Source organism: Salegentibacter maritimus (assembly GCF_016236915.1).
Classification (GTDB): Bacteria; Bacteroidota; Bacteroidia; order Flavobacteriales; family Flavobacteriaceae; genus Salegentibacter; species Salegentibacter maritimus.
Map to the genome: position 1 here is coordinate 160,610 of NZ_JAEHOK010000002.1, position 14,336 is coordinate 174,945.

Here is a 14,336-nt window from a genome sequence, read left to right on the forward strand (position 1 = left end):
TCTTTAGTTTAATTATTTCTCAATTAATCCGGCGCGTTTTAGCAAAGCGTCGGGTTTAGGCTCTTTTCCCCTAAATTTTTTATAAAGCGTCATAGGATGATCTGTTCCTCCTTGTGAAAGAATATTTGTCTTAAACTTATTGGCAATCTCCCTGCTGAAAATTCCATTTTGCTGAAAATACTCAAAGGTGTCGGCATCTAATACTTCGGCCCATTTATAGGAATAATATCCTGCAGAATAACCACCCTGAAAGATATGCGAGAAAGCAGTGCTCATGCAGTTTTCAGTAACATTTGGGAATAATTTTGTGCGTTCAAAAGCATTGTCTTCATGTGTTTTTACATCTTCAATAGCTGAAGGGTCTATTCCATGCCAGCTTAAATCTAACATACCGAAGCTTAATTGTCTTAAGGTAGCCATTCCCTCCTGGAAATTAGCAGATTCTTTTATTTTCTGAATTAATTCCATAGGGATTACCTCGCCGGTTTCATAGTGTTTGGCGAATAACTGAAGTGCTTCTTTTTCATAACACCAATTTTCTAATAGTTGACTTGGAAGTTCAACAAAATCCCAATAAACATTTGCACCCGATAAGCTTGGGTATTGGGTGTCTCCCAAAATACCGTGCAACGCGTGGCCAAATTCGTGGAAAAGTGTGGTAACTTCATTAAAAGTTAATAAAGAAGGTTGCTTCTTAGAAGGTTTAGTGAAGTTGCATACAATAGAAATATGTGGCCGTTCATCTTTACCGTCTTTTTTAAATTGAGGTTTGTAACCGGTCATCCAGGCGCCATCTCTTTTTCCCGGGCGGGGGTGAAAATCGGCATAAAATAAAGCCATTTCTTTATTGTTTTCATCCAATACCCGGTAAATTTTTACATCTTCATGATACCTGTCTACGTCAAAAACCTCCTGAAAGCTTAAGCCATAAAGTTTATGAGCTACCGTAAAAACACCATCAATTACATTTTCAAGTTTAAAGTAAGGCTTTAGTTTTTCGTCATCGAGATTGAATAATTTTTGTTTTAATTTCTCGCTGTAAAAGGCGGCATCCCATTTTTGTAATTGATCAATTCCGTCAAGATCTTTTGCAAAATTTTCTAGTTCGGTAAACTCACGTTTAGCGGCAGGTTTTGCCTTTTCAAGAATCTCTTCTAAAAAGCTATTTACTTTTTCAGGAGTCTCGGCCATACGCTCCTCCAGGACAAAATGTGCATGTGTTTTATAGCCTAGAAGTTGGGCCCTTTCAAATCTTAATTTAGCAATTTGTAATACATTTTCCTGGTTGTCTAACTCATCTCCATGAAAGCCTTTAGCACCAAAGGCAAGGGCCATTTGTTTACGCAGTTCCCTGTTTTCAGCATACTTCATAAAAGGAAGGTAGCTTGGGTATTCTAAAGTAAATATCCAACCTTCTTTTTCTTTGGAGGCCGCTACTTGTGCAGCTTCTTCTTTAAAACTTTCCGGTAGGCCTTTTAGCTCGTTTTCATTAGTAATATGTAATTCAAATTTATTGGTCTCGGCAAGGACATTTTGTCCAAAATCCAGGCTTAATTTTGAAAGTTTTTTATCTATATCTCTAAGTTTATTTTGCTTTTCAATAGGCAGGTTGGCGCCGTTTCTGGCAAAAGCTTTGTATTTTCTTTCTAATAGTGTTTTTTGCTCGGTATTTAGCTTAAGTTGATCTTTTTTGTTGTAAATAGCTTTTACTCTCTCAAAAAGAGCTTTGTTTAGTATGATATCATTTCTAAATTCAGACAAAAGAGGGGATACCTCCTGTGCAATTTGTTGAATTTCTTCGTTTGTTTCGGCAGAATTAAGATTGAAAAATATACTGGTTACCCTATCTAATTTTTCTCCTGAATATTCTAAAGCTTCAATGGTATTGGCAAAAGTAGCTTCGGTATTATTTGTGCTAATGGCATTAATTTCTTCCCGTGCTATTTCTATACCTTTTAAGATGGCAGGTTTAAAATGCTGGTTCGATATTTTTGAAAAAGGAGCATGATCAAATTTCTCTAAAAGCGGATTATTATGAGTAGTCATTATATCTTCTTTATTTTAATGGGCTAATTTATTTATTAATAGTGGTCTAAGCGCGTAGAAAGGTGTACTTAACCTAAATTTGACGTTTTTCATTATTTTTTTTAACACAAAACGATGTTTTTCTATGAAAAACTGTATATTCAGGCTTTAAAATATTGTAGTAGTTTTTAAGTTTTCTGGTTTAAATATTTAGAATGGTTAATAAATAATTTTTTACAGATATAGGTAAGTCTACTACATAGAAAGCCACGTCGTAAGACGTGGCTTTTGTTATTTTTTTACCGTTTTTGCGCCTTCTATTACTTTTTCTTTAAGTCCTTCTTTATAGACTAAAATTTTGTCTAAAGTACATTTATCTGATGCGCCAATAATTTGAGCTGCAAGAATTCCTGCGTTTTTTGCACCATCCAGGGCTACGGTAGCAACTGGAACTCCACCTGGCATTTGTAAAATAGATAAAACCGAATCCCAGCCATCTATGGAGTTGCTGGATTTTACCGGAACCCCAATTACCGGCAGTGGAGAGAGTGAAGCTATCATTCCCGGTAGGTGAGCTGCGCCACCGGCACCGGCAATAATTACTTTAATTCCGCGTTCATGGGCGGTTTTGCCATATTCAAATAATTTTTCGGGGGTGCGATGGGCAGAAACGATGTCTACTTCTACCTCCAGGTCAAAACCTTCCAGGATGTCTACTGCATCCTGCATTACCGGTAGGTCGCTGGTGCTTCCCATAATTACTGCTACTTTACTCATAATTTTTATGGTTATGAATACCTCAAAGATTTTCGAAACCTGTGGGGTATATTTATTTTTTAGAAATAACTTTAATTGAATTTTTAACTTGTTCGGCTATTTTTCTTGCTTCAGTAAGGTCTTTGTTAACAATGCTTACATGGCCCATTTTTCTAAAAGGCCGGGTTATTTTTTTGCCATAGATATGTGGTGTAACTCCTGGCATTTTCATAATTTTTTCAATATTCTCGTAAATTACCTCTCCTTCATAATTTGAATCTCCCACAAGATTTACCATTATGCCGCCTACTTTGCTGTCGGTTATTCCCAGGGGAAGGTCTAAAATAGCACGAATATGTTGCTCAAATTGATTTGTATAGCTGGCTTCAATACTATAGTGGCCACTGTTATGAGGTCTTGGCGCAACTTCGTTTATGAGAATTTCATCATTTTCTGTCTGAAACATCTCTACGGCCAGTAGGCCAACATGTTCAAATGCTTCAGATACTTTAACTGCAAGTTCCCTGGCGTTAGTGGCTACAGTATCTTCAATTCTAGCCGGGCAAATTACATATTCTACCTGGTTGGCTGTAGGGTGAAACTCCATTTCTACAACAGGGTAGGTTTTGACCTCTCCCGAAGCCGATCTTGCAACAATTACTGCTAATTCATTTTTAAAAGGTACAAGCGACTCAGCAATGCATTCGGCATCGGGGAGCTCGTTTAGGGACTCTCTGTTTTTTATAACTGAAACTCCTTTACCATCATAACCGCCGGTGGTACTTTTCCAAACAAATGGGAAATTAATTTTATTGCTTTCCAGGGCACTTTGTAATGCTTTCTTTGTTGGGAAAATTTCAAAATCAGCCGTTGGAATTTGATGTTTTTTATAGAAGTTTTTTTGAACTCCTTTATTCTGTATTTTCTCTAAAGTTTCAGCCGAAGGGTATGTTTTAATCCCTTCGCTGGCTAATTGTTTTAGTGCTTCAATATTTACACTTTCAATTTCAAAGGTGAGCACGTCTACTTTTCTTCCAAAGTTAACTACAGTATCGAAATCCATAAGATTGCCGGTTTCAAAATAATCGCAGGCAATTTTACAGGGTGCAGCTGGGTTTGGCTCCAAAACACAGGTTTGAATGTCGTATTTGCGGGTTTCGTAGAGCATCATTTTACCCAACTGACCGCCGCCAAGTATTCCTAGTTTAAAGTTTGAAGAAAAATAGTTGATCATAGCGTATAAGTTTCAGCAAAAATAATTTTTTAGCTTAAGTTGTGCTATTATTCTTATGGAAATCTGGCAGTTTGGGTTGTTAAGAATCCTTATCTTTGCCTTTTAAAATTTTTCAGATTTGATTAAACTACATGATTTAGAATTTGAGCCATACATTTCAGAGGAAGAAATCAACGCGGCCATAGATAAACTAGCACAAGAACTTAATAAGGATTATCGGGATGTTACCCCTGTTTTTTTAGGAGTGCTGAATGGTTCTTTTATGTTTGCCAGCGAGGTGATAAAAAGATTTTCTGGAGATTGTGAAGTGAGTTTTGTAAAACTTGGGTCTTACCAGGGAACGCAAACAACCGGTAATGTAAAGACGCTTCTTGGTTTAAATCAGTCTTTAAAAGGTAAGGAGGTAATTTTACTTGAAGATATTGTAGATACCGGTAATACCCTGGAAGAAATCAATGAAATTTTAGAAAAAGAGGAGGTGCGTAATTATGAGGTGGCGAGCCTTTTTTACAAGCCTGAAGCTTATAAAAAGAATTTTGAGATTAAATATAAAGGGTTTGAGATACCCAATAAATTTATTGTAGGTTATGGTCTGGACTACGATGGTCTGGGACGTAACCTAACACAAATCTATAAACGTAAAGAAAAAATCATGACAAATTTGGTTTTGTTTGGCCCTCCCGGTGCCGGCAAAGGAACTCAGGCAGACATCTTAAAGGAAAAATATAAACTTGTTCATATCTCTACAGGAGATGTGTTTAGGTATAATATTAAAAATGAAACTGAATTAGGCTTAAGCGCCAAGTCTTATATGGATAAAGGCCAGTTGGTTCCCGATGAGGTAACCATAAAAATGTTGAATGCCGAAGTTGATAAAAACGAAGGAGCTAACGGATTTATTTTTGATGGATTTCCGCGTACCAAGGCACAGGCAGACGCATTAGCTGAATTGCTGGAGTCTAAGAATACCGAAGTTACAGGAATGATTGCTTTAGAGGTTGAAGATGAGGTTTTGGTAAAACGTCTTTTAGAAAGAGGAAAAACTTCCGGTAGAAAAGATGATGCCGATGAAAATGTAATAAGAAATAGAATTAAGGTGTATTATGATGAAACCGCAGTTCTTAAAGAATATTACAAAAAACAAGACAAATATTACGGAGTAAATGGCGTAGGTTCTATAGAAGAAATTAACCAACGGCTTAGTGACGTAATTAATAAACTACAGGACTAAACACTAATTGGTGGGAACACCAAAAAGACCTGTTACAGAATTATTGGAAAGCATAGGGTTAAACGGCTCAGGTTTATCGATAAGTTCTATTAAATTTTTAAAATATGACTGAAGGGAATTTTGTTGATTATGTAAAGATACATGTAGCCTCCGGGAAAGGAGGAAGTGGTTCTTCACACCTGCACCGCGAAAAATACATAGCGAAAGGTGGTCCCGATGGAGGGGATGGTGGCCGTGGTGGTCATGTTATTGTGAAGGGAAACAAAAACCTTTGGACACTTTTTCACCTAAAATTTAAAAGACATATTCGTGCTGAACATGGGGGCAACGGGAGTAAACAACGAAGTAGCGGCGCAGATGGCTCCGATGAGTATATTGAGGTGCCTCTTGGAACGGTTATTAGAGATACCGAAACCCAAAAAATTATTCACGAAATCACCGAGGATGGCAAAGAATATCTTGTTGCCGAAGGAGGAATGGGTGGCCGTGGAAACTGGCATTTTAAAAGCGCCACCAATCAAACCCCACGCTATTCGCAACCCGGAATTGAAGGGAAGCAGGTAGACATTACATTAGAGCTAAAAGTTTTGGCAGATGTAGGACTTGTTGGTTTTCCTAATGCGGGAAAGTCTACTTTGCTGTCGGTAATTACTGCCGCAAAACCTAAAATTGCCGACTATGAATTTACTACGCTTAAGCCTAATTTGGGAATTGTAGAATATCGTGATTTTAAAACTTTTGTGGTTGCAGATATTCCCGGGATTATTGAGGGTGCTGCAGAAGGAAGAGGTATTGGCCATAGGTTTCTTAGGCATATTGAAAGAAACTCTACGCTCTTATTTTTAATTCCGGCAGATGCGCCAAATATTTCTGAACAATATGAAATTCTCCTCGATGAATTAAGGCGTTATAATCCTGAAATGTTGGATAAAGATAGGCTTGTTGCTATTTCTAAAAGTGATATGTTAGATGCCGAATTAAAATTAGAAATGAAGAATGAGTTGGATAAAAATCTAGGAGCACCTTATTTATTTATTTCATCGGTGGCACAGCAAGGCTTAACAGAGCTTAAAGACAGGTTATGGGAAATGCTAAATAAGGAAACTTCTTAAATCGTTTTCTGTACAGTTTTTGTTTAAATTTAAGCAGCGTAGATCTTTTCTTCGCTGCTTTTTTTATGATAATTAAAAACAAGAACTCATGAAACTAATAAATTTACTTTTTGTTTGTGCTATATTTAGTTCCTGTAATTCTACCAGGGCTATTTACGATTACGATGATAGCGTTAATTTTAATCAATTTAAAACCTATCAATTTTTTCCTGATTTTCAATCTGGTTTATCGCAATTGGACGAAAGCCGGCTTATTAAAAGTTTAGAAGCCGAGATGAAGGTACAGGGTTTTTCTAAATCTGATAGCCCCGATATTTATGTTAATGTTTATTCCAGGGAATATATAGATCAAAATCGTAGTAGTCTTGGTATAGGTATTGGTGGCGGTGGTGGTAACCTGGGAGTAGGAGTTTCGGGAGGAATTCCATTAGAGAATAATTCGGTTATATTAGAGCTTACTGTTGACTTTATAGATGTAAATAAAGATTCTTTAATATGGCAGGCTATAGTAGAGACTAAATTTAATTCTAATGCTAGTCCGGAAGAACGTAGGGCAGTATTCAATAAGATGGCTAAAAAGGCTCTTGAAGCCTATCCACCAAAGAAATAATGGGATATTCAGTACAGCCGGGTTTAGGTTTTTAAAGTATTCAATAAAAAAAGCCCCGGAAATTTCCGGGGCTTTTCTCATTTTGGTTGGTTAGTTAGTAGCTAACCTAATGAAAGATAAAAAGATACCTCTCATTTTTTTTAGCATTAATTCATAATAGTGAATTCGCTACGTCTGTTCTTTGCATATTGCTCTGAAGTACAACCAGTAGGTTGAGTACAATCGTTAAGAGGCATGCTTTCTCCGTAACCTTTAGAAGTTAGCCTGTCTCGGTCTATACCATTTTCAACAAGATATTCTAGAGTAGAAGCTGCACGTCTTTCAGAAAGAGCCATATTGTATTTGTCTGAACCTCTAGCATCGGCGTGAGAGCCAATTTCTATTTTAAGTTCAGGGTATTTGTTCATAATGCTTACAACTTTATCAAGTGTTGGTTTAGACTCTTCTTTGATAATTGCTTTATCGAAGGCAAAGTAAATGTTTCCAACGTCTCTTAATTGTTGTCTACCGGTTTCAAGGTTGGTTTCTCTGTCGTCGAAATCAACAACCGGAGGAACATAATCTTCTCTGGTAAATACATAAAGGTTATCTGAACCTCTTCGGTTAGAAGCAAGATATCCCTTTTCGTTTTCTTCATCTATAACAAAGGCAAAGTCGTCGTGACCACTGTTTACTGTGCTACCAAGGTTTTGTGCTTCAGAGAAGTCTCCTTCAGCTCTAAAAACATCTAAGTTACCAAACCCAGGGTGACCATCGGAAGCAAAGTAAAGTACGCCTTCTTCACTAATGTAAGGGAATTGCTCGCGATGTGGGGTGTTAATTCCCGTACCTAGATTTTTTGGTTCCCCATAAGTTCCGTCTTCATTTACATCTACCACATAAATATCGAAAGAACCTTCAGAGCCTGGCATATCGCTGGCAAAATAAAGTTTAGTTCCATCTGCACTTAAACTTGGGTGCTCGGTAGAATACTCGTCGCTGGTAAAAGGAAGTGCTTCGATATTGCTCCACTCGCCATCTACCATTTCTGCACGGAAAATTTTAATATGGGCAACTCTAACTCCTTCTTCGTTCTTTACTCTTTTTTCGCTATTACGATCAAAATACATTACCTGGCCATCCTGGCTAAAAGTAGCAGAACTTTCGTGCTCATCGGTATTAATTTTATCTGAAAATAATACGATATCGCTTAGTTCACCGTCTTCAGACATTTCAGCGGTGTAAAGGTCTAGGGTTGGCTTTTTGTTCCATGGGTAAACCGGGCGAGCCTGGTTTCTGGTAGAAGCAAAAGCAATTCGGTCTCCATAAAATGCAATACCAAAATCGGCTGAAGCACTGTTATTCATAATTTGCTCAGTAGTATAAACGTGAGGTGCAACAGTATCTAAATTACGTGCAAATTCCTCGAAGTCTACATCTTCACCTTTATAGGCACTCATATACTCGTTAGCCTCGTCATGGTTTCCTATAGCGCGTAAAGAATGTGCAAAGCGAAATTGATATTCGGGAGCAGTATTCTCTTCGTGTCTTAGGAAAAGGGTACGGTAAGATTCTGCAGCATTTTCCATTTGGTTAGTGTAGAAATAAGCATCTCCAAGGTTTTGTAAAACCTGCTGATTTTTATCTACAACTTGTTCATAAGCTTCTGCAGCATCAATATAAGCTCTTTGAGCAAACATTTTATCTGCTTTCTTTATTTCGGCATTTTGTGCAAAAGTAGCTACGCCTATAAAAAGAATAAAAAATGTACTATATAAATTTTTCATATTATTCAGGTTTTAGAAGAATCGAGGTGATTTGTCATATCCTTTAGTAAGGCCAAATAGATCAAGATCAAATAATAGCATTACTTCGTGAGTTCCACCTAAATCGTAAGTAGCGAAATCTGAAGTAAAGTGATCGTAAGCATACCCTACACGAAGTGATGGGGTAATTTTAAAGTTTACAAGTCCTGTAATGGTTTCATTAAACCTGTAACCAATACCGGCTTCTAATCTATCATATAACAAAACATTAGCAGTAACATCAACAGCTAATGGAGCACCTTGAACACCTCTAGCCATAAAGGCAGGCTTCAATTTAAGATCTGGGTTAAGTTGAAAAACATATCCACCGGTTAAATAGTAGTGGATGGCTTCTTCACCTAAAGCTTCAAGACCTTGTTCGTTCTCAATATATTTTGAAGTAAACAAGTTAGGGGCAGAAGCACCTAAATAGTAATTGTCTCCAAACCAAAAAGCACCTACTCCAAATACCGGGAAAACTTCGTTTACATTTTCCAAAGCTGGATCTGTAGGATCGTTTACCTGTAAACCGGCAAGGTTTGCATCAAAAGTGGTAAGACCACCCTTTATACCGAAAGAGATCTTACTATCTCCGCTTGTTGGAATTACATAAGCGAAGTCTGCAGTAATATTGTTCTCTTTAACAATATTACCTATTTCGTCATGAACAACGGTTAAACCAAGTTCTACCCTTTCACTAATTGGGGTGTGGGCAAAGAAGTTGGCGGTGCTTGGAGCACCGTCAACATTTTGCCATTGAGATCTGTATATCCCCCCCAGGTTAAGCATACCGGGATCATCGGTAGCGTAGGCCGGGTTTATTACACTCATGTTATACATATACTGAGTGAATAATGGGTCTTGCTGAGCCATACCTTTAATCGAGAAAAGGATAATGCCAGCGAATATTAAATATTTTGTGATTGTTTTTTTCATTTCTTTCTAATGTTTATCCTTTTATATTATCTGTTCAAGTATACTTTACCCTGACGTGGCTCTGTGCTACCGTCGTTAAAGTCTACCACATAGAAATATACACCTACAGGTAGTACATCATCTCCCAGGTTACCCGATTGGTTAGAAGTTCCATCCCAGGCAGGAGTAGAGGCGTTGCCTTTGTACACTGCATTACCCCATCTGTTAAAGATTGTAATGTTGTAGTTTGGATATTCTTTTGCAATATTTTCAATTACCAGATTGTCGTTTTTGCCATCTCCATTTGGCGTAATTGCTTCCGGGAATAGTAATGGGCAGTCTTCTAAAGTAACTGTAACAGCTAATCTTTCTGAACTTTCGCAACCGTTGTCTGATATTAAGGTGGCATAATAAGTAGTACCATCGGTTAACATGGCATTATTGCTTAATGCAGTCATGCTATCGGCCGCATCGTACCAGGTTATCGTACCAGCTTCATTGATCTCGTCAGAAAGGTCTGAAAGTGTAGGATCATCAAATGTACATAACTCGTAATCTGAATTAATAGTTGGTGCTGGAGAGTCTACAATATTTACAGTAAGTACTGCAGCTTCAGATTCACATCCATTATCGGCAGTTTGTGTTACGTAATAATCTCCGTTTACCAATAAGTCGTCATCGCTTACCATCATGCTTAGGTCAGCGTCAGAATACCAGGTTAAGTTGGTTCCATCTGCAACTAATAAATCGGCAGTTGGAGCATCAATTGCACAGAAGGCCAGTGTTTCTCCAGTAGTTGGTGCTTCTGGGGCATCGCCAAGTGTGATAGTAATTGTAGATACATCGTCTCCACCACAATCGTCTCCCTGAGCCTCAACAGTATATGTTACTTCGTAAACTCCAGCATCAAAAGCTGAAGGATCCATAGTTCCGTTTGTAATAACTTCACCATTTAAAGTGAACTCACCATCCATATCTGCTCCTGCAGAAAGTAGAGAATAAAGGTCTTGTGTCTCATCGTTAGTACAAAGGTTAACTGCCAGGTTTTCACCAGCGTCTGCTCCTTGAAGTACTTCAACGCTAAAAGTAGTGCTGGCTTCACCTTCAACACAAGGAATATCTTCTCCTACGGTATAGGTTATTTCGTAAGTTCCGGCTCCCATCATTGAAGGACTAAATACTCCGTCTTCGTAGCCTTCGAAAGTACCATCTTCATTTCCAGAGGTAATTAGGCTATAAAGGTTTAAATCGTCGTCGCTTGAACAAAGAGTTTGGTCTACTATTTCACCAACTTCGGCATCAATGGCGTCAAATACTGTCACTGTTAAAACAGCTGAATCAGAACACTCGCCCTGGTTAACTGTATAAGTTGTAGTGAAATCGCCTATCTCACTTTCGTTGTTGTACCAATTAACTAATTCCTGAATGCTTGGACTAAAAGTACCATCTCTGGAAACTCCTTCATCAAGCAAGTTTAAATAATAGTCTCTAACACTAGTAGAGTTAGGGAACATTCCATTTGTAATATTTTCGTTACAGATAGATGCTGTTTGGTCTGCCCCGGCATCCACTGCGTTAGGAGTTACGTTTATTGTAAAAGAAGCGCTAGCTTGTCCTTCAATACAATCAACATCATCAGATCCAACAGTATAGTTGAAAGAATACTCTCCTGCGTCAACAGCTGTTACGTCAAAAGTGCTTCCTGCAAAAGCAGCTCCATTTAGCGTAAAGCTACCCCCTGGTGTAGTATCGTCTGATAAAGCTGTGAATAGATCATAAGATGTTTCGCTGGTACAAACACTAATAGTGTCGTCTATTGCTTCTGCAATAGCTTCACCAGGTTCAACAACAGAAATTGTAAATGAAGTTGAATCTTCTGTTCCTTCAGTAACACATTCATCATCACCATTTACGGTATAAGTAATCTCACTAGTTCCGGCAGAAGGGTCGAACATGTTGCCCTGAACTCCGTTTCCACTAAAAGTTCCAGTTGTTTGAGCTCCTGACTCTAGGTAATCCATTAAATCAACCATGGAATCGGTAGAACAAACTACCTGGTCATCAATATTACCTGCATTTGCATCAGTAACAGGAATAACGGTAATAGCAAGATCTACTGAATCACTACAAGCACCGGTTCCTACAGTATAAGTAGTACTAAATGTTTGGAAGTTATTTGAGTTGTACCTAGCTATAATTTCAGGGATTGTTGGATTAAATGTTCCATTTTGTGGAACTCCTTCTTCCAATAGGTCAAAATACAATGCCTCTACATCACCTGGAGTGCTATTTACTAAACCAGGGATTTGAGAATTACATAATTCATTATCAAGATTGTCTGCACCTGCATCTACCAGGGTTCCATCTACAATAGTGATTGCAAAAGCAGCTTCGTCGGTGCCGCAATTGTCTTGGCTATCGCCAACGGTATAAGTTCCGCTGAGAGTTAATTCAGGACCTCTGTTTTCATCTGTGTAGTAATTCAGTAACTGGGCTCCTAAGATATCTATATTAGGTGTGAACTCACCGTCAGTATCACCATTCCAATCAAAACGCTCAAAAAGTTGTATTAAGGTTGCGTTTGGATTTTGTGGGTCGTAATCGCCAACAATTTCTTCAAGTTCAGAGATACAGATTGAGTCTATAACGTCATTTCCAGCATTTGGTCCCTGGGTCACTTCGATTGTAAAAGTAGTTTCATCGTTACCCTCAACACAATTTATAGATTCATCTACCGTATATGTTATGTCGATAATACCTGGTGTTACGGCAGAAGGATCAAAGGTATTGTTGGTTACCCCTTCTCCTGAAAAGGTTCCTCCTAATGTAGCTTGTGGGTCGTTATTAGTTAGTGAAGTAAGATCAATCAATTCAGCGTTAGAGCAAACTGCTGGAATATTGTCAAATCCTCCTGCGTTGGCAACTTGCCCATCAATAACTGTTCTCTCAAGCTCTATTGGTTGAGAGCAGCCATTGCCGTTTTCTGCAATATAAGTGGCTGTAAAAGTTCCAATATTGTTTTGATTATATTGGTTGATTACTGCTTGAATATCTCCACTTTGAAATGCACCGTTAGGAATATTGCTGCCGAAGTTCTCAAGGAATAAAGCTTCAACATCTTCTGGAATTTGGTTTACTAATGCAGGGATATCATCATTACATAATGCTGGGGTTGGAACTAATTGGAAGTCTGCTCCTTCTAAAACAGTTACTTCTAATAAGGCAGAATCTTCACAGAAAGTTTCTTCTCCCACTACATAGAAAATCCCAAAATTTATTTCATCAGTGGTGTTATTTAAATCGTTGGCAATATCTGAAGGAGTAGGGTAGAATTGCCCATTTTGGTCGGCATCACTACTAAGAAGACTTTTTAAATAGTCTTCAACTAGAGCTGCAGTTGCAGTACTTCCAATATCTGCTCTACATACGGTGTTGTCAATATTATCATCACCGGCTTCAAAACTTTCTTCTACCGTGATTTTAAGTTCTACAGTGTCTTCACATCCTTCTTCTGTAGTAAATGTAGCGTCAGCGGTAAAAGTTTGAATAGGATTATTATTGAAATCACTTGCAATACTTCCAATTGAAGGGCTAAATGAAACTTGAGTAGGAAGGTTGCGATCTTCAACTAAACTAAGAAAAAGATTGGTTGGAGATTCACCATCGGCTAACCTTTGTTCTACCTCAGATAAACAAAATATCTCTGAAACGTCTGCTCCAGCATCGAATTCTATAATCTCTACAGTAACTTCAGTTCTATCTTCACTCTCTGCAGGAGGAAATGGATCCCCTTCGTCATTAACAATTTGACTTACATAGTAAGTTCCTGGCTGTAATTCATCTGTTTCTAATAGAGCCGGGTTGCTAGTAGCAGTACTATACCATCTGAATGCTTGAGTGTCTGCGCTAGTTGCTGTAGCTTCTAAATCAGCTACGGTTGCTCCTTCACAGAAAGTTTGAGTGCTTTCTGCAATTGGGGCAGGCGCCACATCTGGGCTGTAGCGAATAGCAATTCTTTCAGAATAGCAAGGAGAATTACTATCGGTTTGACCAATAAAATAAGATTGACCAGCCACTAAGACATCTCCAGGTGAGTAGGTTGTTGTTCCAAACTCTGTTGTATAAACCACAATTTCATCAGCTCCGGCCGTTGTAGAAATCGGAGTAGTAAGGTCGTTAATTTGACGAACCTCTCCTTCCGACCCAATGTATGGAGAATATACATTTCCATAAGATGATACAGGAGCTGGAATAATTTCAACTGTTACTGTAACTGCTATTGGATTGTTACAGTCACCCTCTGGGTTACCAGCATAGTAAGTTTTATTCTCTAAAAATTCGCTTACCGGAATCGGTTGGGTAAGTGCAGCATCCCGGTACCATTCTACAGTGTCGTCTGGATTGGTTACTGCTGTAAGGTCGTTAATATCCTGTAGATAACAAAAGACCCCAGGATTTGGGTTATCCAGTGTAGGACAATCTTGCCCAAATGAAGGCAAGGTTCCAATTAACAATACAAAGGCGAAAAGGAACCAATTTGTCCCCTTCCTCCCAAAAGTAAAATTTTGCATAGGCTAGGTGTTAAAATTCAATTATTAGTATTAGGTTTAAAAATTTAGCAGCACAAATATTAAAATAATTTTTAACATTGTCAGTTATTTTAATAGGG

The 14,336-nt window shown here is 38.1% G+C and carries 9 protein-coding genes; 3 read left to right on the plus strand and 6 right to left on the minus strand.

Annotation, left to right across the window (positions count from 1 at the left end):
* Positions 1-12: 12 nt before the first annotated feature.
* The 3 genes from I6U49_RS02290 to I6U49_RS02300 form a co-directional block, all read right to left on the minus strand.
* Positions 13-2,046 (minus strand): M3 family metallopeptidase, encoded by a 2,034-nt coding sequence (locus tag I6U49_RS02290; RefSeq protein WP_198627430.1) that lies wholly within the window; start codon positions 2,044-2,046, stop codon positions 13-15.
* Positions 2,047-2,316: 270 nt separating this feature from the next.
* Positions 2,317-2,802, minus strand: coding sequence for a 5-(carboxyamino)imidazole ribonucleotide mutase (gene purE / locus I6U49_RS02295; protein ID WP_198627431.1), 486 nt, complete (start codon positions 2,800-2,802; stop codon positions 2,317-2,319).
* A gap of 52 nt (positions 2,803-2,854) precedes the next feature.
* On the minus strand, positions 2,855-4,015 hold the full coding sequence (locus I6U49_RS02300; protein ID WP_198627432.1) for a 5-(carboxyamino)imidazole ribonucleotide synthase: 1,161 nt from the start codon (positions 4,013-4,015) through the stop codon (positions 2,855-2,857).
* Positions 4,016-4,133: 118 nt separating this feature from the next.
* Here I6U49_RS02300 and I6U49_RS02305 point away from each other — a divergent pair, with 118 nt between their 5' ends.
* From I6U49_RS02305 to I6U49_RS02315, 3 genes are all read left to right on the plus strand, one after another.
* The gene (locus I6U49_RS02305) at positions 4,134-5,246 is read left to right on the plus strand and encodes an adenylate kinase (protein ID WP_193710288.1); all 1,113 of its coding nucleotides are present in this window, start codon (positions 4,134-4,136) and stop codon (positions 5,244-5,246) included.
* Between the two features lie 104 nt (positions 5,247-5,350).
* A complete protein-coding gene (gene obgE, locus I6U49_RS02310; RefSeq protein WP_198627433.1) occupies positions 5,351-6,358 on the plus strand; it encodes a GTPase ObgE in 1,008 nt (335 codons plus the stop codon).
* A gap of 88 nt (positions 6,359-6,446) precedes the next feature.
* On the plus strand, positions 6,447-6,968 hold the full coding sequence (locus tag I6U49_RS02315; RefSeq protein ID WP_198627434.1) for a DUF4136 domain-containing protein: 522 nt from the start codon (positions 6,447-6,449) through the stop codon (positions 6,966-6,968).
* A gap of 146 nt (positions 6,969-7,114) precedes the next feature.
* Here the strand turns inward: I6U49_RS02315 and I6U49_RS02320 are convergent, their stop codons facing one another.
* From I6U49_RS02320 to I6U49_RS02330, 3 genes are read right to left on the minus strand one after another with little or no spacing between them, the layout of a single operon-like run.
* Positions 7,115-8,734 carry an OmpA family protein gene (locus tag I6U49_RS02320; RefSeq protein WP_198627435.1) on the minus strand — a complete coding sequence of 540 codons (1,620 nt, stop codon included), beginning with the start codon at positions 8,732-8,734 and terminating at the stop codon, positions 7,115-7,117.
* A gap of 12 nt (positions 8,735-8,746) precedes the next feature.
* The gene (locus I6U49_RS02325; protein ID WP_198627436.1) at positions 8,747-9,688 is read right to left on the minus strand and encodes a PorP/SprF family type IX secretion system membrane protein; all 942 of its coding nucleotides are present in this window, start codon (positions 9,686-9,688) and stop codon (positions 8,747-8,749) included.
* A gap of 26 nt (positions 9,689-9,714) precedes the next feature.
* The gene (locus I6U49_RS02330; RefSeq protein WP_198627437.1) at positions 9,715-14,238 is read right to left on the minus strand and encodes a T9SS type B sorting domain-containing protein; all 4,524 of its coding nucleotides are present in this window, start codon (positions 14,236-14,238) and stop codon (positions 9,715-9,717) included.
* Positions 14,239-14,336: the final 98 nt, after the last annotated feature.

Coding starts and splice junctions, on each gene's coding strand:
- I6U49_RS02290 (WP_198627430.1), bottom strand. CDS start 2,046: ATGACTACTCATAATAATCCGCTTTTAGAGAAATTTGATCATGCTCCT.
- purE (WP_198627431.1), bottom strand. CDS start 2,802: ATGAGTAAAGTAGCAGTAATTATGGGAAGCACCAGCGACCTACCGGTA.
- I6U49_RS02300 (WP_198627432.1), bottom strand. CDS start 4,015: ATGATCAACTATTTTTCTTCAAACTTTAAACTAGGAATACTTGGCGGC.
- obgE (WP_198627433.1), top strand. CDS start 5,351: ATGACTGAAGGGAATTTTGTTGATTATGTAAAGATACATGTAGCCTCC.
- I6U49_RS02315 (WP_198627434.1), top strand. CDS start 6,447: ATGAAACTAATAAATTTACTTTTTGTTTGTGCTATATTTAGTTCCTGT.
- I6U49_RS02320 (WP_198627435.1), bottom strand. CDS start 8,734: ATGAAAAATTTATATAGTACATTTTTTATTCTTTTTATAGGCGTAGCT.
- I6U49_RS02325 (WP_198627436.1), bottom strand. CDS start 9,688: ATGAAAAAAACAATCACAAAATATTTAATATTCGCTGGCATTATCCTT.
- I6U49_RS02330 (WP_198627437.1), bottom strand. CDS start 14,238: ATGCAAAATTTTACTTTTGGGAGGAAGGGGACAAATTGGTTCCTTTTC.